Below are 23,295 nucleotides of genomic sequence, written 5' to 3' on the forward strand. Positions count from 1 at the left end.
TAATGGAAAGGGAAGGGAAAAAGGAAAAGCTTTAAGCAAAAAAGATCCTTATTCCCTGAATCCTTACCCCTCAATAAAAAATAAATGCAAAAAATGTCATCCAGCAGTCCCCTTTTAGAACAACTATCGCAATCACGAGCTATTGATTGTAATCCCCTGATAGTTACTCCCCAGACGCGGGTAACAGACGTTATTAATTGGCTCAATGAACGTCAGATTAGTTATGCCTTAGTCGTCAAACGGAAACGGTTAGTGGGTATTTTCACAGAACGGGATTTTGTCCGCATCGCTGCCCAGCAGATACCCCTGGAAAACCTAAGGATTCAAGCCGTGATGACTCCTGATCCGGTTACCGTTTCCCTTGACCAAGATCAAGGCGTTTTTTCGATTATTTCCCTGCTACGCCAGCATCATATTCGTCATTTGCCTGTAATCGATCAAGAGAGCAAAATTATTGGAGTAATTACGCCTAAAACCATTCGAGAGGTTGTTCAACCCACTGACTTATTGAAGTTCAAACAAGTGGGGGATGCAATGAATTCTCAGGTGATTCAGAATTCTGCCACAGCGTCATTACTAGAAATTACCCAGCAAATGGTTACCCATCATAAAAGCTGCATCGTGATTACGGAAACTCAAAACGAAGCGGATATTGTTCCCGTGGGAATTATTACAGAACGGGATATTATTCAGTTTAAAAATAGGGGGATTGATTTCGCTAATACTCCCGCGAAAACAGTGATGAGTAATCCCCTAATTCCGATTAAAGTTAGTGATTCAATGATGCTGGCAAATGAAATAATGAAATGCCACAAAATCCGCCGTTTAGTGGTTGTAGATGAAGCCGGAAGACTAGCAGGAATCATCACCCAAAGTACAATCATAGAAGCGCTAAACCCCATAGAACTGTATGCTACAATTGAACTTCTGCGTAAACAAGTGGATGAGCGAACCCAGGAGTTAAGTCAACTCAATGAGAAATTGCAGCAAAAACTCTGCCAATATGGCAAGTTAGAAGCACAACTGCAACAAGCCAAAGACGAAGCCGCCGCCGCTAACCAAGTTAAACGTGCCTTCTTAGCCAATTTAAACCATGAATTTAGAACACCACTCCACGCGATTCTCGGTTTTTCTCAACTGATGCACCGTTCAAAATCCCTCTCCCCCGAAGATCAGAAAAATTTAGGTATCATCTCTAGTGCTGGTAAGCATTTGCTCGAACTGCTGGAAAACTTGTTGGAATTAACCAAAACTCAGTCCACTCACATTCCGTACAATGAAGTTAATTTTGAGCTGTCTGAGGTGCTACCCAAGGTGCCAGCCTCCCCGGTAACCATTACCTTGACGCCAAAGGATATGGCTGATTTACCCAGGGATTGGCAAACCTCGTTCCATCAAGCCACAATTGAAGGAGATTTTGATGTGATGCTGAGCCTCATCGAGGAAATTCGCGATCGCGATGAGTTCTTAGCCAATTCTCTCTCTACTTTAGCTCATGAATTTCAGTTTGAACGGCTATTAGCTTTGACCAAATCAACTACTGATGAACACGATGACTCTGGAGTCAATTCCTTTGTACAAAGGGACAATACTAGCGATTGATGATACCCCGGATAATTTGCACCTGTTAACCGAGATGTTAACCGAGCAAGGGTACAAAATCAGGATTATACCCAATGGTAAACTGGCACTGAGATCTATTGCGAACAGTCCCCCCGATTTAATTTTACTGGATATTGTCATGCCAGACATGGACGGCTATCAAGTTTGTCAACAGTTGAAAGCCTCTGTGATCACCCAGAACATTCCGGTAATTTTTTTAAGTGGTTTGAATGAAACCTTTGATAAGGTGAAAGCCTTTGAAGTCGGTGGCGTCGATTACATTACTAAACCGTTTCAAGTGCAAGAAGTATTAGCCCGGGTTGAGAATCAATTACGCCTACAACGGTTACAACAGCAGCTAGCCCAACAAAATATCCAACTGCAACAAGAAATTCAGGAACGCCACCATGCAGAAATTGCTCTGAGTGAGAGTGAAAAAAAATATCGTCATCTGGTTGAAGCGTCACAAGACTTGATTTGGTCGGTTGATCGGTATGGGTCTTACACCTTTGTTAATCCGATTGTACAACACCTTTATGGCTATTCTCCAGAGGAAATGCTGGGACGTTCGTTTACCGATTTCCTGTCACCGGAACGCCTGGAACCGGATGTTAATCTTTTTAAGTGTTTACTTCAGGGACAGTCGGTGTTCCAATATGAAACCACCCATCTAACCAAAGCCGGGGAACCCATTCAATTATTGCTCAACGCGATCGCAGTGGTTGATGACCAAGGTCAAGTTGTCGGTGTAACGGGTACAGCCAGTGACATCACAGAACGTCAAAAAGCACAAGAAGCATTACGCTTAAGCGAAATCCGGTATCGAGAACTGGTAGAATTTCAGAAACAAGTCCTCGTCTGTCGCTGGAAACCGGATACCACCCTCACCTTTGTCAACCAGTCTTACTGTCGTTTTTTTGGCAAGTCTCCGGCTGAACTGATTGGCACAAAATATTTAGAATTACTGCCTGATTCTATTCAAGACCAGATCAGGGATTTTGTCAAATTGCTAGTCAACCATGAATGTCCAGAAACCTCCGAACATATCATGATCTCTGATCAGGGAGAACTCCATTGGTTTAAGTGGACTGATCAACCGATTCTGGATGAACAAGGACATATTTTAGAAATTCAATCCTTTGGTATTGATATTACCACGCGCAAGCAGGCGGAAGAAAAACTGCGCCTCTCGGAAGAAAATCTAGCTCAAGCTCAACGAATTGCCCACATTGGCAATTGGGAATTTGATGTTCTCACCAGTCAAATTATCTGGTCAGCCGAACTGTTTCGCATTTTTGGTCTGGAACCCAATCAAACAGAACCCACCTATCAACAACTCCTTGACTTTATTCATCCCAATGATCGTTCCCAATTTGAAGAAACCATCAAGCAATCCATTGAGCAAGGACTCTGCTACGAATTAGAGTTTCAGATTTTACCGAGAAATCGGACGACAGTTCGACATCTTGAGGTGAGAATTGAACCCATTTTTGATCAGCACTATCGGATAATTAAACTCTTCGGAACGGCTTTAGATATCACCCAGCGCCAAAAAGCTGAAACCGCTTTGCGACAATCTGAAGCACGAGAACGAGAAAGAGCCCATCAACTCCAACGCACTCTCGAAGAATTAAAACGCACCCAATCCCAGCTTGTGCAAACGGCAAAAATGTCGAGTCTGGGGCAAATGATCGCGGGAATTGCTCACGAAATTAATAATCCAGTTTCTTTTATTTTTGGCAATATCACTATTGGTCGTCAATACTTTAATGATTTGATTCAGCTAATTAATCTTTATCAAGAAACTTATCCCAATCCCCCGGCAACCGTTCAAGAGATAGCAGAAGCCATTGACTTACAGTTTGTCAAAAAAGATTGGCATAAACTGCTTAACTCTATCCAAGAGGGGGCGGAGCGGATTCATCAGATTATTCTTTCCCTGAGAAACTTTTCTCGACTCGATGAAGCTGAACTGAAGTCGGTGGATATTCATCAAGGGATAGAAAGCACGCTGTTTATTTTACAGCATCGACTCAAAAAGCCCGGAAATCGACAGGAAATTCAGGTAATTAAAGAGTATGGTCAACTGCCCCAAGTAACCTGTTATGCGAATCAATTGAATCAGGTGTTTATGAATATACTGGCTAATGCTATCGACGCCATAGATAGTCACTCGTCACCGGGGGTGATTACAATCAGCACCGAAGTAGCTGGTGCTAACCGACAACGACCCCCGAAAAATGGAAGCCAGCAGACCGATATTTTGAAGATCCGCATTACTGACAACGGAATTGGCATCTCTGAGGAAGTGCAACCGCAAATTTTTGATCCGTTTTTTACGACAAAACCTGTAGGCAGTGGTACGGGTTTGGGCTTATCCATTAGCTATCAAATTATCGTTGAGAAACACCAGGGGCAACTCTCTTGTTTGTCTACTCCAGGGGAAGGAACAACGTTTATGATCGAGATTCCGCTTAAACCGCGATCGCAACAGCCAAGAGAAATCTGTTTAAATGACATGGATCTGGCGAAGTAAATTAGCTAAGGTTTGGGGTGTTCAGGTATCTATCTGTAGGTTGAAGAATTTCTTGCATCTAACGAGCTAAGCTAATAGAAGCTTAAACCAATAATTAAGCCGTCTATTCAGGATTCACTCCCCTTTTAATTAAAAATCAGGATGAGGGAGTTCAGAGAAAACTTCACCGTTCTCACCTGAGTTAATTCACTTAATTCGCTGATTGAATTAGTCGTATAGAATTTGTTGACAATTTGGGATAATTATGCGTTTCAAAAATAGAAAAGAAGCAGGTCAAAGACTTGCCAGCGACCTCAAAGAGTATGCCAACCGCCCCGATGTGATTGTCCTAGCATTACCCCGTGGTGGTGTACCTGTGGCTTATGAAGTGGCGAGAGGACTCAATGCCCCTTTAGATGTTTGGCTGGTTCGCAAACTGGGTGTACCAGGTCAAGAAGAACTGGCAATGGGCGCGATCGCGAGTGGCGGAACCCGTATTTTAAACCAGGATGTCGTGCGATCGCTGCGGGTATCGGAGCAAGCGATTGAGCAAGTGGCGGCGAAAGAGCAAAAAGAATTAGAACGGCGGGAAAAGGCTTACCGACGGGATCGTCCTCCCCTAGAATTGCGCGATCGCACTGTACTTTTGGTGGATGACGGTTTAGCCACAGGGGCATCGATGCACGCCGCTGCCGTTGCTTTGCGACAGCATGACCCGAAAAAAATCATTGCGGCTGTCCCCGTTGCTGCGCCAGAAACCTGCCAGGATGTTCAAGTCGAGGTAGACGAAATTATCTGCAGTGAAACACCCCAACCGTTCTACGCGGTAGGTCTGTGGTACGACAACTTTGACCAAACCACTGACCAAGAAGTGCGTGACTTAATGGAGCGCTCAGCCAGTCAACAAATAGCTGGTTCAACTCGATGATTAGGAGGACTTAGATTATGGTTATCCAAACTCAACTTACTGATGCTGTGCGTCAAGCCGCACATCCTATTTCCGGGACATCATCAGACTATGAGGCACTACTCGATCAGATTGGTGATGCTCGTTTTGTCCTCATCGGTGAAGCATCCCACGGCACCCACGAATTTTATCAACAACGAGCCCAAATCACCAAACGGCTCATCCAAGAAAAGGGATTCACCGCCGTCGCCGTTGAAGCCGATTGGCCCGATGCTTATCGGATTAATCGCTATGTTCGAGGTGTTAGTGATGATTCCGATAGTATCGACGCATTAGCAGATTTTCAACGCTTCCCCACTTGGATGTGGCGCAACACCGATGTATTAAATTTTGTCGGTTGGCTGCGAGAGTATAATGATGCCTTACCGAAGGATGCCACAAAAGCAGGCTTTTATGGGCTAGATCTGTACAGCCTATATACTTCAATTGAAGCTGTTCTCAAGTATTTAGATACAGTTGATCCAGAAGCCTCCGCCCATGCGCGTTATCGGTACTCCTGTTTCGATCACTTTGGCGAAGATACCCAAAGCTATGGGTACGCCACCAGTTTTGGCATGGGTGAACCCTGTGAAAATGAGGTGGTTGAGCAACTGGTGGAATTACAACGCCGTGCGGCGGATTATGCACAACGAGATGGGCGTATTCCAGAGGATGAGTTCTTCTATGCCGAACAGAATGCCCGGTTGATTAAGAACGCCGAACAATACTATCGTTCCATGTTTCGGGGTCGGATTTCTTCCTGGAATTTACGCGATCGCCACATGGCGGAAACCCTCAACCAATTGGTAACTCACTTTGAGCAACAGGGTCAACCCACGAAGGTTGTGGTTTGGGAACATAACTCCCACCTCGGCGACGCCAGAGCCACCGATATGGGCGCGGCTGGGGAACTTAATGTCGGTCAATTGGTGCGTCAGCAATATGAGGGCGATGCCTTCCTGATTGGCTTTAGTACCTACACCGGAACCGTTACCGCCGCATCCAATTGGGGTGCATCGGCAGAACGCAAGGGAGTGCGTCGGGCATTACCGGAAAGTTATGAAGCCTTGTTTCATCAGACTGGACAGCCAAATTTTTGGCTAAACTTACAGGAGCAAAACCCCGCCGTGCAAGGGTTACATCAGCCCCGTTTAGAACGTGCGATCGGTGTGATTTATCAACCCCAAACTGAACGCATCAGCCATTATTTCCAGGCGCGATTACCGGAACAGTTTGATGCGATGATCCATTTTGACGAGACTCGCGCCGTCGAACCCTTAGAACGCACCCCTCAATGGGATCGAGGTGAAGCACCCGAAACCTTCCCTATGGGCGTGTGATTTTAGCCCGGATGGTTAACGCTTACAGCGCGATGGCGTGTAAGTGAGGTACACAAACAGATCCCCGACAACTTCTACGAAGTCGGGGATCTTGCTTAGAAGACTCAAGATATCAGTTTTAACGGGTTTAAGCTTTGAGTTCTAGGCTTAATTCCGTAACTCGTCTAAACTATAATCGGGATTCAGGCGATCGCTATTCCCCCAACCCCCAATACTGCTCGGATAAGCCTTGAGTAGCAGTAGGTTGGGTTGAGGTAACGAAACCCAACGTTTTACTAGGTTTGTTGGGTAACGCTGGCGCTCTACCCAACCTACAATTTTTCTTAACCGAGCAGTATTCCCCCAACCCCCATGACTCAAACTGATTATCCCCGCGCCAATACCCTCAAAGCCGCCTTTAAAGCCTGTGACTTAGCGCCCCTCGAACCTGAAGAAATGGATCGCTATTATGTAGACTTATCCCCTGTTCGTAAATCCTCCGCCGTAGACAGCGTTAGCACTATCTTAGACTTCCAAGAACCTAGTGAATGTACCACGATTCTATTCACTGGACATCGCGGCTGTGGTAAAAGTACAGAATTAAAACGGATTCAACAGCGCTGGCGGGATGATTATTATGTCATCTATCTAGAAGTTAACGAAGAAACTGATATTAATGATGTTCGCTATACCGATTTATATTTAATTGTCATCAAACAGGTTGAATTTGAACTGCGGAAACTCGGCTTATCGTTTGATACTCAACTCCTCCAGCAATTTGAGGCTTGGTTTAAGGATATCACCCAAGAAACCGAGGAAACCGTCGAAAAATCAGTTAGCCTCACCGGAGAAGCTAGCTTAGGTCTCGATGCGCCCTTTATTGCCAAACTCTTGGTTAAGTTGCTGGCGCAAATTAAAGGATCGAATCGGCAAAAAACCACGATTCGTCAAACCTTAGAAAAAGATTTATCTCGACTCAAGGCGGATATTAATCTGTTATTAGGGGATGCTTATGTGAAAATTCGCCGGAAGTTTCCCGACTATAAGGGATTACTGATTATATTTGATAACCTGGATCGGATTCCCGTGGCGGTAGCCGACCATTTATTTCTCGACTATGCGACGCAGTTACAAGACCTGAATTGTACCCTAATTTATACCGTCCCCATTTCCGTGCTTTGCTCCCCGAAAAACCCGTTGAAACAATGGGATAGTGACCCCCATATTGTGCCGATGGTGACGATTTATGAATTTGAACGGGAACGCTGTGATTTAGAGTATAAACTTGCTGGATTAGAGGCGATGGCGAGATTAATTGAACGGCGGGTTCAGGTGGAAGATGTGTTTGAATCCCGGAAGGTGTTGTTAGAGTTGGCAAAAGCTAGTGGCGGACATGTGCGCCAACTGATGCAGATGATGCGAACCGCTTGTCGCACGGCGAGTACCCGTAAACATGAGAAAATTAATGCTGAGGATGTGACTTATGCGATTAAGCAACAACAGTTTGGGTTTGAACGGTTTATTCCCGATGACCATTATCCCCTTTTAGCTCACATCTGTCTGACAAAAAATGTGAGCAAAGATGAACTGGGTCAATTGATGCTATTTAATGTATCCGTATTAGAATATAACGGCGACAAACGCTGGAATTATCCCAATCCTGTGGTTAAGCAAAATGAATTCTTCCAAAAAGCTCTCGCCGCCATCCAATCGGGGCAGTCAGTATGAGGAAATCGGGCATTTTTTGGCACAGAATCAAGAAGAGTTTGCCGAACTGCTGACGTTTATTGACTTTGCCGAAGGCTTTACCCTGGGGTTTATTGAGGTGAACTTTTCCCCAGATCGGGAATTGCTGATTGAAGCTCTAACCCGCCATGATAATTGTCAGGCGATTCAGTGGGTGATTCTGGAGTTTGCTGATCCGAATTTGCGCTTTATTCGGGATGAGTTGGTGCAAGAGTTGGCTCAGATTCAGCCGGAACCGGATAAAAAGATTGTGGTGGTGATTAAGGGATTAGCTAAGTCGATTGGCGTATTTGGCGAGCATCCCCCGGTGTTAGTAGATCTGAACTTTGTCCGCGATTCCTATAAACGCACGGTTCCCCATCCGTTACTCTTTATTCTCCCTGATTATGCGATTACTCGGTTAGCTAAATTTGCCCCGGATTTTTGGGCGTGGACATCCGGCGTCTTTCGGTTTAAAACCTCTCCCCAGATGAAAGATGATGCCATGGAACGAGCATTTCAGCCATCAAAATCGTTTCAGCCAATTGCCACACCGGAACAGCAAGAACGGGTGGAATTACTCCAGCGTCTGTTGATGGATTATCAGCCAACGGGAGAACAGGCTACGGGGGAAAACCTTCAGCATTATACGGAGATTTTAGAGCAGTTGGGTGAGGCGTATCTGACTCAGCGGAAACCAGAGGAAGCCAGGGAGTATTTAGAGGCGGCGCTGAACTTGAAGCCGGATGATCTAGGGTTTCAAGTGAGAGTTTTTAATCATTTAGGTAAGAGTTATCATCAGCAACGGCAATTTGAAGCGGCGATTCAGTATTATGAGCAGTCGTTAACCCTATCCCGGAGATTGGAGAATCGGCAGAGTGAAGCCACGGCATTATTTTATCTGGGTAATGTTTACCTGGAATTGAGGGAATTTCAACAGGCAAAAGCTTATTATCAGCAGGCTCTAAATATTTGTATTGAATTTAGCGCTCACTACGCTCAAGCTGATACGTATCACAATTTAGGCGTAGTTGCCCAAGAATTACGGGAGTATGAGCAGGCAAGAGCCTACTATCAGCAGGCTCTGGATATGAAGAGTGAATTTAGCGATCACTACTCTAAAGCTTACACCTATGGACAATTAGGAAACCTTGCTCAAGAGTTACGTGAGTATGAGCAGGCAAAAGCTTGTTATCAACAGGCTCTAAATATTTTTAGTGAATATAGCGCTCACTACGCTCAAGCTGATACGTATCACAATTTAGGCGTAGTTGCCCAAGAATTACGGGAGTATGAGCAGGCAAAAGCTTATTATCAGCAGGCTCTGGATATTAAGATTGAATTTCGCGATCGCTACAATCAAGCTAACACTTATCATCAGTTAGGAATGGTTGCCCACGCCTTACAGGAGTATGAGCAGGCAAAGAGCTACTATCAGCAGGCTCTGGAGATTGATATTGAATTTGGTAATTGCTACGAGCAAGCCAACACCTATCACCAGTTAGGAAACCTTGCCCAAGAATTACGGGAGTATGAGCAGGCAAAAGCTTACTATCAACAAGCTCTGGATATTTTTATTGAATTTAGCGATCGCTACGCTCAAGCTAAAACCTATCATAACTTAGGGCCCATTGCCGCAGAGTTACGGGAGTATGAGCAGGCAAAGCATTATTATCAACAAGCGCTGGATATTTTTATTGAATTTAGCGATCGCTACAATCAAGCTAACACTTATCACAACTTAGGATTATTGGCAAAAACCCAGGAAAATTACGCTGAGGCTAAGGTCAATTTACAGACAGCCTTAGAGATATTTATCGAATATCAGGATGAATATTTCGCTGATATGACGCGAGAATTATTAGAACGCCTTCCGGATTGAGGACTTACCTGACTCACGCTAAAAGTTTAGATCCCCCTAAATCCCCCTTAAAAAGGGGGACTTTGAAGAATTTCTGGTTTTCCTCTTTAGAAAAGAGACTTTGAAGAATTTCCGGTTCCCCCGCCTAACAAAAAGCGAAGTATCCCCTAGCTCCCCCCGCTCCCCCAGCTCCCCCAGCTCCCCCAGCTCCCCCCGCTCCCCCAGCTCCCCCCGCTCCCCCAGCTCCCCCCGCTCCCCTAGCTCCCCCCGCTCCCCCAGCTCCCCCCGCTCCCCCAGCTCCCCCAGCTCCCCCCGCTCCCCCCGCTCCCCCAGCTCCCCCCGCTCCCCCCGCTCCCCCCGCTCCCCCCGCTCCCCGATGAATTAGCGCTAAAGCGCTCACTACGAACAACGACGAGCCTAGCTTGAGTCAGCGATAGTGATTTTGAGGTAAGGTTAGAAATCAGATGGCAATGGGAGAGCAATAGGCAAAGGACGTTCTGATGAAGCTCATAAACTCGGTGACTTTGACATTCCTATCGTTAAGCGCAGTTGTCTTTTCGACAATCCTATTGTCTGTTGGCGTTATCCAGCCTCAAGCCATCGCCCAACATGCGTTACTATCTCAAGCGCTTTCCGATACCGAGGAACAAGAGTTGGAACGGTTGCGGGAGCAGCGGCGTATCCAAGAACAAGTACAGGCGGAGGCAAATCGCGCCTTTAGTCGCACCACCACCCTGTTTAATGTCCTCCTAGCTGTCTTAGCGCTGCTGTTAATTGCGGCGATTGTTGGCTTATTCCTGTTGCGACGGGCGGTAATTCGCGAGGTGGCGGATTTGGTGAGAGCGCATCTGAATGAATTAACCGACTTGGAAGGGAAAATTAACCAGGCGAATCAACAGGTACAAGCGATTCTGGAACGTACCGAAGATTTAGCTAATGATTTAAATAGAGAAGCCGATGACTTCTACGAAGATATTGGCATGAAGCAAAAAGAGTCATCCCAGCTTCTGAGTGAACTCTCGGAATCTCAACAACAGGCTCTGCGAGACTTAAATACCCATATTAAAGACGCCCAAAAAGCTCTGGCTCAAACCGATGAAGAGTTTTCCCACCATTTATCCCAACTGCGTTCTCACGTTGAATCGGAACAAACGAATACACTGGAGAACCTGAAACAATTAACCGCCCAGTTTACGCCGGAACTGGCGAAATTACAACAGGATACCCACGCCGAAAAAGATCGGGTTGTGGAAAACCTGAAAAATTCAGAAACAGCGTTTAGCAATCAACTGGCGGAACTCTTTAACCACGCCCAAAGCCAACGGGATAGAATTCTCCAGAGTTTAGAACAACTCAGTGCCGAATTTGCCCCGGAACTCTCCAAACTGCAACAGGCGGCTCAAGGGGAAAAAGCGGCAATTATCCAGCGCTTACAAAAAACAGAGACGGAGTTTGGCAAGCAATTAACTCAACTGCAAAACGAGGCACAAAAACAACGGGATAGGATTCTCCAGAACTTAGAAAAACTCCAGAAGGAGTTTACACCCCAGCTTGACCAAGTGAAAGGGTCACTGAACGAACAAAAAGCGACAATTTTACAGAACTTGCAACAGGCGGAAACGGAGTTTAAACAGCAATTAACCCAACTGCAAACTACCACGAAACAAGAACGGGAAAGTATTCTAGAGAATTTGCAACGCCTCGCCTCAGAGTTCTCACCCCAATTGACAGAGATTAAAACGGAAGCGGAACAAAAGGCGAAACAGCAGCAAGGGACAGCCTTTGCAGATGTGGAACGCTTACGCCAAGACGTTACGCGCCACCTGGAACAATCCCAATCGCAAATTCAAGGACAGATTGATCAAACCTTGGGTAATTTGAAAAAATTGGAGCAGGAGGTAACCCGTCAGCTTTCAACAACCCAATCGGGAGTACAAGAAAACCGCGCTCAAACCCTGCAAAGTTTGAGTCAAATCCAAACCGAGTTTACTAATCAATTTTCTCAATTCCAGTCGGCGATTCAAGAGCGAAAAGATCAGGCGTTCCAAAGCCTGGAAAAATTGGAGTCTATGTTAGGCGATGAGTTAACCGATATTCAAAGCGATGCTCAACGGCAAAAACAGGAAATTCTGCAAAAATTAGCAGAGATTACGCCCACGGAAATTGCCGAATCTGCCTTGTCTGATGTACTGCAACAAATCCAACCCCTGACGGAACAACTGGAACGATTGCATGAGAATCATCCTGAGTTTTTCTTGAATGTCAAGGACTATATTAATCAAGGGAATAATTTATTCGCTCAAGGTGACTATGAAGAGGCGATCGCACGGTATGATCAAGCCTTAGAACTACAACCCGATAACGCGAATCTATGGCATCAGCGCGGTGTCGCCTTATGGGAATTGAAACGCTACCAAGACGCGATCGCATCCTTGGATCGGGGATTGGAACTCGCCCCAGAAGCCACCGATACCTTGTATTATAGAGGGTTAGCTTTACGGGAATTGAAGCGTTTTGAAGGGGCGTTAGTGGCGTTCAATAAGGTGATTCAAATCCAGCCTGATGATTACAAAGCATGGCTAAATCGGGGAATGATGCTAGGGAGATTGAAACGCCGGGAGGATGCGATCGCATCCTTTGAGCAGGCGTTGGAAATCAAACCCGATTACCATGAAGCTTGGGTAAATCGGGGTGTGGTACTCGGCGCACTGCAACAACACCAAGAGGCGTTTAATTCCTTTGATAAAGCGGTACAAGTGCAACCTGATGATGGCGTGGCTTGGTTTAATCGCGGCTTAGCCTTGGCGGTATTAGAACGGTATGAGGAGGCGGTAACGTCTTTTGAAAAGGCGATTGAACTCAAACCCGATTCCCATAAAGCTTGGACATACAAAGGGAATATGTTGATCAAGTTAAAACGCAATCAGGAAGCGTTAGAAAGTTATGATCAGGCATTAGCCATTCAACCCGATTATGCCCCAGCTTTTTATCAGAAAGCTATCGGCTATGCTCAACAACGTCAGGTTCACTTCAGTATCGATAACTTAGAAAAAGCGATCGCCCTCAATCCTGCATATCGTGAGGAAGCCAGAACGGATTTGGACTTGGACGCGATCACCAAAGATGATCGATTTTGGCGCTTAATCGAACAATAAACTATTGAGACATTAAATCAAATGATAATTCAAGCAGAAGAACAAAAAAATTACACCCCTAAAGAGTACCTGGAGTTTGAAATTAACTCAGAAGAACGACATGAATTCATTAATGGCGAAATTGTATTGATGACTGGCGGAACCCCAAATCATAATCAAATTGCTCTAAATCTGAGTGGTGCGCTAAATTTCGCCCTGAAGCGTCAACCCTATCGAGTATTCGTCACCGATCAACGGCTCTGGATTCCTCGAAAACGTATCTACACCTATCCTGATGTTATGGTCGTTCAGGGTGAATTGCAACTACAAGAAGGACGACAAGACACGATCACAAATCCTTTAATCATTGCTGAAGTGTTGTCAAAATCTACCCGAAGTCATGACAAAGCTGCTAAATTTGACGCCTATCGCACGATTCCCAGTTTTCAGGAATATCTCTTAATTGACCAATACACGATGCACATTGAACACTATTTCAAAACCGAGCGAAAACGCTGGACATTCTATGAATATGATGATGCTAATGAAATCGTTAATCTAAACTCGTTTTCATTCCAAATAACTCTAGAAGAAATTTATGACAAAGTTGAGTTTGAATCAGCCAAAGATAGTTAAACCATGAATAGATTGAGTGTAAAAACTGAAAGTGTGACCAATGACCAATGACCAATGACAAAACGATGACACCCGAACAAAAAAAAGAAATCACCGAACTACGCGATCGCAACTTAACCCCGAAACAAATTGCTCGCAAATTAGGATTACGGGCGGCTGAAGTCACCGCCTATATCAAAGAACAGGCGGAAGAAACCACACTTGCCCGTGTTGCATCAGGAGAATTAGATCCAGTTTTTGAATGCTTCGTCAACGCCAACTGTGCTGAGTATTATCTTCATGACAATACTGAACCCGTCCAAGAAACCGAGGACAATATCGACCGAGGTTTAGCCTTAGTCTGTATTACCCGCAAACCCAAGTATGACCGATTCACCGTTTGTACTTACCTGTTAGATGTATGGTGTCTCGGTGTCAAAGATACCATGGGTCCGCGTCAACTGAATTCAGTTGAATATAAACAGATGTTAGACTACGCCTATCAAGGCTTTCCCGAAGGATCTCAAAAAATTACCCTAGAACAAGCCCAATCCCTAGTTTATAGTGCAGTAGACTATGCCGAAAAATTAGGATTTCAACCCCATCAAGATTTTAAGCGATCGCGACAGCATTTAGGTAAGTGGAGTGGTCAACCCAAAATTCAATTGGGTCGCAATGGCAAACCATTTTATATTAGTGGTCCCTACGATAATTCAGAAATGATTATCAACATCTTGAACAAAAATGTCGGTGAGGGTAACTATGATTACATGACCAAATTATTTGATGATTCTGATAACTCGGGTTCCTTCACTGACTCTTTGTTAACTGAATCCTTATTCGGGGAGCTTCTTTAACATACAAAAATGTCCGGCTGACTTAATCGGTAGTGACAATTGATACTTATCCGGATGGGCAGCGATGAACTCCTCGACGGCTGTTTTTACGCCCGTCGAGAAAAAGTCGTAATCATCAACAATAATATGTCCACCTTTGGATAATACCTGGTCAAGAAAATTGAGAGCCACTAAAATAGGTTCATAAAAATCAAAATCGACGTAGGCAAAACAAACCTGTTGAGGTCGATTAGATGACTGAATCGTTTTTTCAATAAACCCGGGTATAATTTGAGTCCGTTCTGAGGGAAAGTTAATATCATTTAATCGCTTTTGCACCAGATCAACAGCGGTGAGCATTGTCCCCGTGTAGGCATCCATTGATCCGAGATTAAAAATATCATCTTTTAGTGTATCTTTAGCGGAGGGTTTGGGTAATCCAGCAAAGGAATCAAAAAGCCAAATTGTTTTATCCGTCTTTTGAATTTCATACGCCATTAATGCTGATGTCGCACCTTGGGCGACGCCAAATTCACAGATATCCCCTGGCAAGTGTAAAGATTTATGTAAATAATTGACAATATAGAACGCTTCACTGACCGATGTACCTAAAAGTTTAAACAGTAAATCAGTTCTTACCTCGTCATAGTCGGGTAAATCAGTCAGAAGTATCTCTTTATAAACCCCTTCCACTTCTTTGAGCAGTGTTTTATATCGAGTATCGGGTTGATTCAGTTGTGCTAGTTGATAGCCTAACTCTTTTTTAGAATAAAACTTATATAATTTATCTAGACTGTTAAAAATTAACCGCTCCATCACGTTAAACATTAGATGGGTTTAGCTCCTAATAGTGTTCTGACTCTGTATTAAACCATAAAACGTGAACCACTACTTTGCCACAGTAGCCCGTGGATTAGAACCCATTGCGGCGCAAGAACTTGAACGCTTGGGGGCGCAGGATGTGCGTCCTGATTTTACGGGGGTGCATTTTCAGGGCGATACAGCGTTAATGTACCGGGTGAATCTGTGGGCGAGAACGATTTTTCGAGTACTCGTCGTTATCGCCGAATTTCCTTGTGCAAATGCTAAACAACTTTACCAGGGGGTACAAAGCATTCCTTGGGCGCAATACCTGAAACCGCAGCAAACCTTAGCCGTGAATGCGACAGGAAAGAATAACCAGCTTAACCATAGCCACTTTACTGCCCTTCAGGTGAAAAACGCAATCGTCGATCAACAACGTAGCCAGTTTAGTAAAAGGTCTAGTATAAACATAGAAAAGCCTGACCTTTTCGTCAATGTTCACATTCATCAAACCCGTTGTATTCTCAGTTTAGATAGTTCAGGAAGCAGTCTACATCGACGCGGATATCGACCCGCCATGGGACTTGCTCCCCTCAAAGAAACTTTAGCCGCCGCACTGTTAGAATTAGCAGAATGGCATCCTAATTTGCCTTTATTAGACCCAATGTGTGGTTCTGGAACGATACCCCTAGAAGCCAGCTTAATCAGCTTAAATATTGCCCCCGGATTGTTTCGAGAACAGTTTGGATTTGAGCGGTGGTTAGATTTTAATCCCACCCTTTGGCAACAACTCCTCAAAGAGGCAAAAGCCTGTCAGTACCAGGAATTACCTGCACCGATTACAGGATGCGATCGCGACGCGGATATCCTCAACCAAGCCCGGAGTAATGCCCAACACTGTGGCATTCTAAACCAGATCACCTTTATTCAACAAGACCTTTCCCAGGTAGAACCCCCAGCCGATAGCGGGATAATTATCTGCAATCCTCCTTACGGAGAACGTTTGGGGAATCCTCATGAACTGGGAGATTTATATAAACTACTAGGGGATATCTTTAAACAACGCTTTAAAGGATGGACAGCATTTATTTTAACCGGAAATAAGCAGTTAGCTAAGCGAGTAGGACTAAAACCATCGCGTAGAATTCCCGTATATAACGGTTCTATTCCTTGCACCTTTTTAAAATATGAACTGTATTAATGCTAAGTCCCATTAAACCGCCTTGGGTTAAAACCCAAGGCTAAAAGCTAAAATCGTCTAAAGACGACTAACCTAGTATTTCAAACAATTTCAAAACCCTACACAATCTTCATCAAAACACTTACAACCCCTCTGCGAACCTCTGCGCGAACCTCTGCGTCTCTCTGCGTTAAAAAAAATATCATTCCGATGCTGAAATTTAACCCAAACCATTCAACTCTAAAGTCTGCGCCAATTGCTGCACAATAAACAACCCCGCTTTAGAATTACCCGTCTCATCTAACGCCGGAGAATAACAGGCGATCGCACCCTGAGAGGGTACGATAGAAACCATCGCCCCACTTACCCCTGACTTGGTTGGCAATCCTACCTCTACCGCAAAGCGACTGGAGGCTTGATACAATCCACAGGTGATCAGAATGTCGTTGACGATATGGCGGTGTTGGGGTGATATTATGCTCGTATCCTGCGCCAGCAGCATACCTAAAGAAGCTAAATCCCTCACCGTTCCCGATAAACAACAGACGTGATTGTAGGTATCCAGGGCGATTTCTGGGTGATCCAGATAACCAGAGGCGGCTAATAGATTCGCGATCGCGCGGTTCCGTTCATTGGGGAGAGAACGCACCGATTTTAACATAGCCTCATCTAAAAATAACCGAGACTGCGATCGCTGATTCAGCCACTGGCGCAAGGTTTCACAACCAGACGCCCCATCCTTACCCAGTAAACGCCCAGCGAGTGCGATCGCACCACTATTAATCATTGGGTTGCGTGGCTTTCCCCCATCAGCTTGCAGTTGGGCTAAGGAATTGAATGGCTGATCAGACGGTTCCATCCCCACCTGAGAAAATACCGCCTCTATCCCCAATTGTTCCAGCAAAAATAGCAGTACAAACGGCTTAATCACACTCATCAACGGAAATGAACGACGAATATCACCCGCCGCCACTCCCTCACCCTCAATCCTCTGTACCTGCACCGCCACCCAGGTAGGATTTGCCTGTGCCAGATATGGGATATAGGTGGGTAGTTGCCCCCCTTGGCATTGTACTTTTGCCTGAACGATTAAGGGATTGAGTTTATCCTGAGTCAGTGCGGATAGTCTCACTGAAGATTGATGACGATTCGGATTATTCCAGTCACTGATAGGGTGAGACATCTTATTTTTTTCAGTCATGCTATCCCCAATTCAACTTAGATTGATCAAGATTTTTCCTTTTTTCCAGGTGAATGACTCATATAGCAAAAGGCACAAGGCAGATGACAGAAGGGTTCTTGCTGATACCTAGTGTTGTCGGCTCTCAATCTGTACCTTTATGGTGATAGCTATAATACCAAAATATCCTTATTGATAGATGTTCTAACTCCTAGGTTAGACCGATAATGATTAGCTCAATAGGCAAATATAATAGGAGTTCAACAGAATATGGGTTGGTTAAAACGACTATTTGGCATGGATAAGCCAAAAGAAGCAAAGGTAAATCCTCCAACACAACAGCAGCCTGCATCTGTAGCCAGTCGCCCCCAAACTGCTCAAGCTCCAGCAACGACTAAACTTTCCAGCACTCCTCCAGAACGTCTTGGTTTACATGGAGAATATGACCAAAGTGGTTTAGCGAAGCGGGTAGCTTTAGCCTTTGATGAAGACCCTGATCTAGATGACATCAATACTCTTTATGTAGCACAAACGAGTACCACTGTGGTTTTGAAGGGTAAGGTTCCTGATCAGGCAATTTTGGACAAGATGGTGAAGGTTGCTAGAGGGGTCAATGGCGCAAAAGCTGTTGATACGACTCAAGTGACAGTGGGTTAACCTGTTAGCTGTATTAGGCTAGAGTTCCTCTCAAGATTATCTATCGACTAATAAGGCATTAGGTTAAACCTAATGCCTATTTCAATTATTTAAGCGTTTCACCGTAGGGGCGCACGTCGGTGCGCCCGATTTAACCGTAAAATCTATTCCACTATTTTAGCTATGCCACGCCACTACATGGGTGCAACCTACCCGAAACACTTGACAATGGACTCAATTTTTCCGACAGTCTTAAAATAATCCGAAAATCTCACAGACAATGAGTTCCTTATCCACGAACCAACGATCATCCTTGACCCTAGTCGGGACATTATTGATTGCTTTAGGACTAGGAGAACCAACCTGGGCAACCTTTAGCGCCGAACCTTTATTCGATACAGTCAATACCTATCAAACAACTATTACGACCAATGGTGATCCCGCCGATATCTATTTCCCGATTCCCTCAAATTCTAACACCAACACCAATCAATTTCCTATCGCCCTACTGTTACAAGGAGCATTAGTAGATAAAGCCGATTACTCCAACTTCGCCAGTACCGTCGCCAGTTATGGATTTGTCGTGGTTGTCCCCAATCATGAACGGACTGTCACCAATCCCAGAACCGGAGAACCCATAACTGGTTTTCTTGCCGAACAGCAGCAAGTCAATGAAGTTCTTTCTTATATAAAAGAAGAAAACGCTAATCCGGATTCACCGATTGCTGGAATTGTTAATACCAATAAACTAGGATTACTCGGACATTCGTTTGGCGGGTTTGTCGGATTAGCCGTTATCCAAAACATCTGCGCTCCCAACGTTTGCGTAGACAAGTTTACCCAGCCTCCCGAATTAATGGCTGGTATTTTCTATGGTACAAACTTTAAAGATCCCCCCGAAACAGGTTCATTTCCTCCGATTAATAATAAAATGATTCCTACCGCGTTAATCGCCGGAAGTCAAGACACAATTGCCGATTTAGTTGAAATTACAGCTACTTACAATCAGATTCAAGATCCACCCAAAGCTTTAGTGATTGTCAAAGGGGCTAACCATTATGGGATTACCAATGAAGATAATCCCGTCCGCGATCCCGTCAGACCTCTATTAGACCAGGATGTAGCCACAGAAACTATTGCTCGGTGGAGTGCCTTATTTTTGCGATCGCATCTACTCAATGATACCGCCGCCTTTGACTATCTGTACAACAGTGGGGATGATCAGGATGAAAATGTCATCGTGATTCACCCAATCAAACCCCTTGCTGAATCGGCTTTGCCCTCCAACTAAATGAGAAGGCAATTACTGTTCAATCTTCACCGAAAGAATTTTATCGCCTTTTTGAATAGCATTGACAACATCCATATCCTCTGTCTTGCCAAAAACAGTATGGACTCCATCTAAATGGGGTTGAGGCGAGTGGCAAATAAAAAATTGACTTCCGCCAGTATTCCGACCCGCATGTGCCATAGATAATGACCCAGCTAAATGCTTATTGGGGTTAATTTCACAGTTAATCGTATAGCCCGGACCCCCCGTACCAGTTCCCATAGGACAGCCTCCTTGAATCATAAAATTGGGAATAACGCGATGAAATGTCAATCCGTCATAGAATCCTTTTTCACTGAGATCAACAAAGTTTTTCACCGTATTCGGAGCATCTTTCTCGAATAAGTCCAGATGAATTGTACCTTTTTCCGTTTCCATAATGGCGCGGGTCATACTTTTTTCCTTGCGTGTGATATCATGATTAGGGGTCATTGAACACTGGGGAATGAGTTCCATTATTCGGCACGACCGTTCCAGCATTAAACGCCATTTGCCAAAACTCTGCTTCTAATTGAGCGATTTGCAAAAAGGCAGACTCGGCTTGCTGTTGAATCGATTCTGATGCCTCTGGCAATACCTGATTCGCTTGTTTTTCCCACAAAGTGACATACTCAGTAAATCCGGTATTCCCCCAGCGTTGTGCAAATTCATTGTAAGACCCACTCATCTGACCTGGCAATGCAGAAGCTTTTGACAAGTTAAACTCATAACCTTATTCTCCCACTTAGTCGGGACGGGTTTAGTCGCATCTGGGTGAATAATAAACGATAGTAGTGAAACCAGCCCCTACAAACCATGCCATACGCGAAGTGAAGGGTCAAAATTCAACACTCCCTTAACTACAAAACAGACTGTTGCCAATATCGGTAGACAGAATAAGCCAGCGTAACCACACCTGTAATAATCGCCGATTCATTCACTTCAAATTGGGGGTGATGTAAGGGATAATTGGGTTTATCCTTAAACCCGACGCCGAGGCGGAACATCGTACCGGGAGCATGTTCTAGATACATGGCAAAATCTTCCGCCCCCATCGAGGATTCGGGTAAAATTTGCACTCGATCACTTCCCCAGGCTTCTTTGGCAGATGTTTCTAAGATTTGAGTCAAAGCTAAGTCATTTTGCACCGAAGGCACACCTCGGCGATAATTTACCTCATAGCGAGCGCCATACATCTGGCAGACACTTGCCACAATTGACTCAATCCATTCTGGCAGATTCGCATGAGTTTCGGGGTGGAGCGATCGCACGGTTCCGGCTAAGTGGACTTGATCCGCGATTACATTCGGGGCGCGTCCACCATTAATCTGTCCAATTGTCAAGACCATCGGACGTAAAGGATTCTGAGTGCGGCTAATCGCTTGCTGTAGAGTGGTAATCACCTGAGCCGCAATCCAAATCGCATCCACGGCTTCATGGGGACGGGCACCATGACCCGATTCCCCCGTAATAAAGATTTCCAAATCATCCGCCGCCGCCGTCAGTGCGCCATAACGGACACCAATAGAACCCCCTGGAATCGACGGGAACACATGAACCCCAAAAATGGCACTGACATCATTCATCGCCCCATCTTGCACCATCCAGTTAGCACCTTGGGCGATTTCCTCAGCAGGTTGAAACAAGAAGCGCACATTTCCCGGTAATTCTGCTCCCAATCCTGACAACACCATCGCCGTACCTAAACCAACAGTGGTGTGAACATCATGACCACAGGCGTGCATTATCCCCATCTTACGGGAGGCAAATACCAGAGCGGTGGCTTCGGTAATCGGTAACGCATCCATATCCGTGCGAATGGCAACTAGGCGTTCATCAGTACCCCCAACTAACTCACCAATCACGCCAGTTTTGCCAATCCCTTCTTGGACAACAATGCCACAGGAGGAAAGCACACCCGCGACATAAGCCGCCGTTTGGTATTCTTGACCACTCAATTCTGGATGAGCATGGAAGTGGCGGCGAATTTCAATCAGACGCGGTGCAAGCTCTTGGGCTAGGTCTTTGATTCGGCTAAGCATAAACTCAATCACAGAGGTCTTACTGTACCCACTGTATCTATTCCATCATCCAAACATCTGAAAAATAATGCAGCCATCGGTCGTTAGAGATTACCGTGAACTACCCAGCGCCAAGCTTACGCTATGTTGTGGGCTTCTGATCTCACAGGGGATTGCGTCAGCTTAGACTTACGTCCCTTCTTCGGTCTCACATCCCCTCCATCAGCAGCAGTCCCAGTCCCTGAGACCGATAGAATCCTGATGCCTTCTGCTCTAATATTTGCTGAAGCGTTACCGTCTCTATCATGATGAGCGCCGCAACTAGGGCAAGTCCAAGACCTGACCTCTAATGGCATCTCGTCAACTTGATAATGGCAGTTTGAGCAGAGTTTTGAACTGGGGAACCATCGGTCAATTTCTACCAATACCTTACCCTCTTTTTGAAGTTTATAAGATAATAAATTGACAAATATTCCCCATCCAACATCAGAAATTGCTTTGGCTAGTTTATGGTTACGAACCATGCCCTTAGTATTCAGACTTTCGACTACGATAACTTGGTTTTCGTCAACAAGCTTTCTGGATAGCTTATGTAAGTAGTCTTGACGGACATTACTAACTCGCTCGTGAACCCTAGCTACCCGTTTTCTGGCTTTATCTCTCGACTTGCTTCCCTTCTCCTTTCTGTCTAGTTTCCGTTGTTTTCTCGCTAAGTTGCGTTCATGTTTGGCTAAATGCCTAGGATTAGCAAACTTAGAGGTTTTGACGCCATCGTTGACAATGGCAAAGTCCTTTAACCCCAAATCAATCCCAACAACCTTACCATTGGCGTTAGTCGGTGCCTCATCTCCTTCTACTTCGGTCAAAACGGATGCAAAATACTTGCCCGATGGGGTCATACTAACCGTTACTGTCTTGATTGTTCCTTCAATGGGTCGGTGTATTTTTGCCTTAACTTTTGCCACGCGACCCGGAAACTTGAGACACCCATCAACGACCTTAACCGATTGAGGATACTGTATAGACTGCTTATTCTTTTTTGCTTTGAATCTGGGATATTTAGCCCTGCCTTCAAAAAAGTTTTTATAGGCAGTTACCAGGTTAAGAGTCGTTGCCTGTAAAACTTGCGAGTAGCATTCAGATAACCATTCTGTATCCTCCTGTTTTTTGAGCTTAGGCAAGAAAGCGTTCAATGCTGATTGTTTCAAGCCTTTACCCGTTGCCTGGTAAGTTTCAATGCACAAATTGAGTGCATGATTCCACCACCAACGAGCGCAACCAAAGTGTTGAGCTAGTATCTCTTGCTGTTCAGTTGTCGGATATAGCCTAACTTTGACGGCTTGATGTCGCATTACTTATCACCTCTTTTTAGAGTTTATACTATTTACTCTAAATTGAACAACCCCAAATAATCTTTGGGGGATGTCCATGTATCCCAACGCCAAATCTCCAGATTATGGCGCGGGACTTATACCCGCATTTCTCACAAAAGGCGTGATTGCGAATAGCAGAAACCTTACCAGACAAGGATTTAAGCCCATTTCTTCACCCCCAGTTGCACAGAACAGTGTGTTGCGCCTTCAAGCCTCTGAATAATCATTTTTCTCAACCT

At 44.9% G+C, this 23,295-nt stretch carries 19 protein-coding genes; 12 read left to right on the forward strand and 7 right to left on the reverse strand.

The window, feature by feature from the left end; translation table 11 throughout:
* Positions 1-93: 93 nt before the first annotated feature.
* The 4 genes from RID09_RS21835 (at position 94) to RID09_RS21850 (ending at position 6,403) form a co-directional block, all read left to right on the forward strand.
* The gene (locus RID09_RS21835) at positions 94-1,602 is read left to right on the forward strand and encodes a CBS domain-containing protein (RefSeq protein WP_446338019.1); all 1,509 of its coding nucleotides are present in this window, start codon (positions 94-96) and stop codon (positions 1,600-1,602) included.
* Positions 1,544-4,138, forward strand: coding sequence for a PAS domain S-box protein (locus tag RID09_RS21840; protein WP_446338020.1), 2,595 nt, complete (start codon positions 1,544-1,546; stop codon positions 4,136-4,138). Before RID09_RS21835 ends, RID09_RS21840 begins: the two co-directional genes overlap by 59 nt.
* 244 nt (positions 4,139-4,382) lie before the next feature.
* Positions 4,383-5,045: a phosphoribosyltransferase gene (locus tag RID09_RS21845; RefSeq protein WP_446338021.1), complete on the forward strand. Its 663-nt coding sequence runs from the start codon at positions 4,383-4,385 to the stop codon at positions 5,043-5,045.
* Positions 5,046-5,062: 17 nt separating this feature from the next.
* Complete coding sequence (locus RID09_RS21850; protein ID WP_446338022.1) at positions 5,063-6,403, forward strand: erythromycin esterase family protein; 1,341 nt, start codon at positions 5,063-5,065, stop codon at positions 6,401-6,403.
* 147 nt (positions 6,404-6,550) lie between these two features.
* Here RID09_RS21850 and RID09_RS21855 read toward each other — a convergent pair whose 3' ends face one another.
* Positions 6,551-6,763 (reverse strand): hypothetical protein, encoded by a 213-nt coding sequence (locus RID09_RS21855; RefSeq protein WP_446338023.1) that lies wholly within the window; start codon positions 6,761-6,763, stop codon positions 6,551-6,553.
* Here RID09_RS21855 and RID09_RS21860 point away from each other — a divergent pair.
* The 5 genes from RID09_RS21860 to RID09_RS21880 all read left to right on the forward strand — a co-directional run bounded on the left by RID09_RS21860 (position 6,755) and on the right by RID09_RS21880 (position 14,574).
* On the forward strand, positions 6,755-8,110 hold the full coding sequence (locus RID09_RS21860; protein ID WP_446338024.1) for an ATP-binding protein: 1,356 nt from the start codon (positions 6,755-6,757) through the stop codon (positions 8,108-8,110). The two genes, RID09_RS21855 and RID09_RS21860, sit on opposite strands and share 9 nt — an antisense overlap.
* Positions 8,058-9,989, forward strand: a complete 1,932-nt coding sequence (locus tag RID09_RS21865; RefSeq protein WP_446338025.1) for a tetratricopeptide repeat protein — start codon at positions 8,058-8,060, stop codon at positions 9,987-9,989. The genes RID09_RS21860 and RID09_RS21865 overlap by 53 nt, the downstream gene beginning before the upstream one ends.
* A gap of 479 nt (positions 9,990-10,468) precedes the next feature.
* Positions 10,469-13,123, forward strand: a complete 2,655-nt coding sequence (locus tag RID09_RS21870) for a tetratricopeptide repeat protein (protein ID WP_446338026.1) — start codon at positions 10,469-10,471, stop codon at positions 13,121-13,123.
* 21 nt (positions 13,124-13,144) lie between these two features.
* Positions 13,145-13,738: a Uma2 family endonuclease gene (locus RID09_RS21875; protein ID WP_446338027.1), complete on the forward strand. Its 594-nt coding sequence runs from the start codon at positions 13,145-13,147 to the stop codon at positions 13,736-13,738.
* Positions 13,739-13,785: 47 nt separating this feature from the next.
* Positions 13,786-14,574: a DNA-binding response regulator gene (locus RID09_RS21880; protein WP_446338028.1), complete on the forward strand. Its 789-nt coding sequence runs from the start codon at positions 13,786-13,788 to the stop codon at positions 14,572-14,574.
* Here RID09_RS21880 and RID09_RS21885 read toward each other — a convergent pair.
* The gene (locus tag RID09_RS21885) at positions 14,554-15,381 is read right to left on the reverse strand and encodes a TylF/MycF/NovP-related O-methyltransferase (protein ID WP_446338029.1); all 828 of its coding nucleotides are present in this window, start codon (positions 15,379-15,381) and stop codon (positions 14,554-14,556) included. The genes RID09_RS21880 and RID09_RS21885 overlap by 21 nt on opposite strands.
* Positions 15,382-15,433: 52 nt before the next feature.
* Here RID09_RS21885 and RID09_RS21890 point away from each other — a divergent pair, with 52 nt between their 5' ends.
* Positions 15,434-16,558 (forward strand): THUMP domain-containing class I SAM-dependent RNA methyltransferase, encoded by a 1,125-nt coding sequence (locus RID09_RS21890; protein ID WP_446338030.1) that lies wholly within the window; start codon positions 15,434-15,436, stop codon positions 16,556-16,558.
* Positions 16,559-16,757: 199 nt separating this feature from the next.
* Here the strand turns inward: RID09_RS21890 and glsA are convergent, their stop codons facing one another.
* Positions 16,758-17,720 carry a glutaminase A gene (gene glsA, locus RID09_RS21895; RefSeq protein WP_446338031.1) on the reverse strand — a complete coding sequence of 321 codons (963 nt, stop codon included), beginning with the start codon at positions 17,718-17,720 and terminating at the stop codon, positions 16,758-16,760.
* 267 nt (positions 17,721-17,987) lie between these two features.
* Between glsA and RID09_RS21900 the strand changes: the two genes are divergently transcribed.
* Together RID09_RS21900 and RID09_RS21905 are read left to right on the forward strand one after the other, a co-directional pair.
* A complete protein-coding gene (locus tag RID09_RS21900; protein ID WP_446338032.1) occupies positions 17,988-18,374 on the forward strand; it encodes a BON domain-containing protein in 387 nt (128 codons plus the stop codon).
* Positions 18,375-18,633: 259 nt separating this feature from the next.
* Positions 18,634-19,644, forward strand: coding sequence for an alpha/beta hydrolase family protein (locus RID09_RS21905; protein ID WP_446338033.1), 1,011 nt, complete (start codon positions 18,634-18,636; stop codon positions 19,642-19,644).
* Between the two features lie 12 nt (positions 19,645-19,656).
* Here the strand turns inward: RID09_RS21905 and RID09_RS21910 are convergent, their stop codons facing one another.
* From RID09_RS21910 to RID09_RS21925, 4 genes are all read right to left on the reverse strand, one after another.
* Positions 19,657-20,076, reverse strand: a complete 420-nt coding sequence (locus tag RID09_RS21910) for a peptidylprolyl isomerase (RefSeq protein ID WP_446338034.1) — start codon at positions 20,074-20,076, stop codon at positions 19,657-19,659.
* 28 nt (positions 20,077-20,104) lie between these two features.
* Positions 20,105-20,380, reverse strand: a complete 276-nt coding sequence (locus tag RID09_RS21915) for a hypothetical protein (RefSeq protein ID WP_446338035.1) — start codon at positions 20,378-20,380, stop codon at positions 20,105-20,107.
* A 142-nt stretch (positions 20,381-20,522) separates the two neighbouring features.
* Positions 20,523-21,704, reverse strand: a complete 1,182-nt coding sequence (locus RID09_RS21920; RefSeq protein ID WP_446338036.1) for a M20 family metallopeptidase — start codon at positions 21,702-21,704, stop codon at positions 20,523-20,525.
* Between the two features lie 116 nt (positions 21,705-21,820).
* The gene (locus RID09_RS21925) at positions 21,821-23,035 is read right to left on the reverse strand and encodes an RNA-guided endonuclease InsQ/TnpB family protein (RefSeq protein ID WP_446338037.1); all 1,215 of its coding nucleotides are present in this window, start codon (positions 23,033-23,035) and stop codon (positions 21,821-21,823) included.
* Positions 23,036-23,295 lie beyond the last annotated feature (260 nt).

This window comes from Coleofasciculus sp. G1-WW12-02 (assembly GCF_040219735.1).
GTDB lineage: Bacteria > Cyanobacteriota > Cyanobacteriia > Cyanobacteriales > Coleofasciculaceae > Coleofasciculus.

Excerpts from the sequence above, each read along its gene's own strand:
- RID09_RS21835 (WP_446338019.1), top strand. The coding sequence starts at position 94 with ATGTCATCCAGCAGTCCCCTTTTAGAACAACTATCGCAATCACGAGCT.
- RID09_RS21840 (WP_446338020.1), top strand. The coding sequence starts at position 1,544 with ATGAACACGATGACTCTGGAGTCAATTCCTTTGTACAAAGGGACAATA.
- RID09_RS21845 (WP_446338021.1), top strand. The coding sequence starts at position 4,383 with ATGCGTTTCAAAAATAGAAAAGAAGCAGGTCAAAGACTTGCCAGCGAC.
- RID09_RS21850 (WP_446338022.1), top strand. The coding sequence starts at position 5,063 with ATGGTTATCCAAACTCAACTTACTGATGCTGTGCGTCAAGCCGCACAT.
- RID09_RS21860 (WP_446338024.1), top strand. The coding sequence starts at position 6,755 with ATGACTCAAACTGATTATCCCCGCGCCAATACCCTCAAAGCCGCCTTT.
- RID09_RS21865 (WP_446338025.1), top strand. The coding sequence starts at position 8,058 with ATGAATTCTTCCAAAAAGCTCTCGCCGCCATCCAATCGGGGCAGTCAG.
- RID09_RS21870 (WP_446338026.1), top strand. The coding sequence starts at position 10,469 with ATGAAGCTCATAAACTCGGTGACTTTGACATTCCTATCGTTAAGCGCA.
- RID09_RS21875 (WP_446338027.1), top strand. The coding sequence starts at position 13,145 with ATGATAATTCAAGCAGAAGAACAAAAAAATTACACCCCTAAAGAGTAC.
- RID09_RS21880 (WP_446338028.1), top strand. The coding sequence starts at position 13,786 with ATGACCAATGACAAAACGATGACACCCGAACAAAAAAAAGAAATCACC.
- RID09_RS21885 (WP_446338029.1), bottom strand. The coding sequence starts at position 15,381 with ATGTTTAACGTGATGGAGCGGTTAATTTTTAACAGTCTAGATAAATTA.
- glsA (WP_446338031.1), bottom strand. The coding sequence starts at position 17,720 with ATGTCTCACCCTATCAGTGACTGGAATAATCCGAATCGTCATCAATCT.
- RID09_RS21900 (WP_446338032.1), top strand. The coding sequence starts at position 17,988 with ATGGGTTGGTTAAAACGACTATTTGGCATGGATAAGCCAAAAGAAGCA.
- RID09_RS21905 (WP_446338033.1), top strand. The coding sequence starts at position 18,634 with ATGAGTTCCTTATCCACGAACCAACGATCATCCTTGACCCTAGTCGGG.
- RID09_RS21910 (WP_446338034.1), bottom strand. The coding sequence starts at position 20,076 with ATGACCCGCGCCATTATGGAAACGGAAAAAGGTACAATTCATCTGGAC.
- RID09_RS21920 (WP_446338036.1), bottom strand. The coding sequence starts at position 21,704 with ATGCTTAGCCGAATCAAAGACCTAGCCCAAGAGCTTGCACCGCGTCTG.
- RID09_RS21925 (WP_446338037.1), bottom strand. The coding sequence starts at position 23,035 with ATGCGACATCAAGCCGTCAAAGTTAGGCTATATCCGACAACTGAACAG.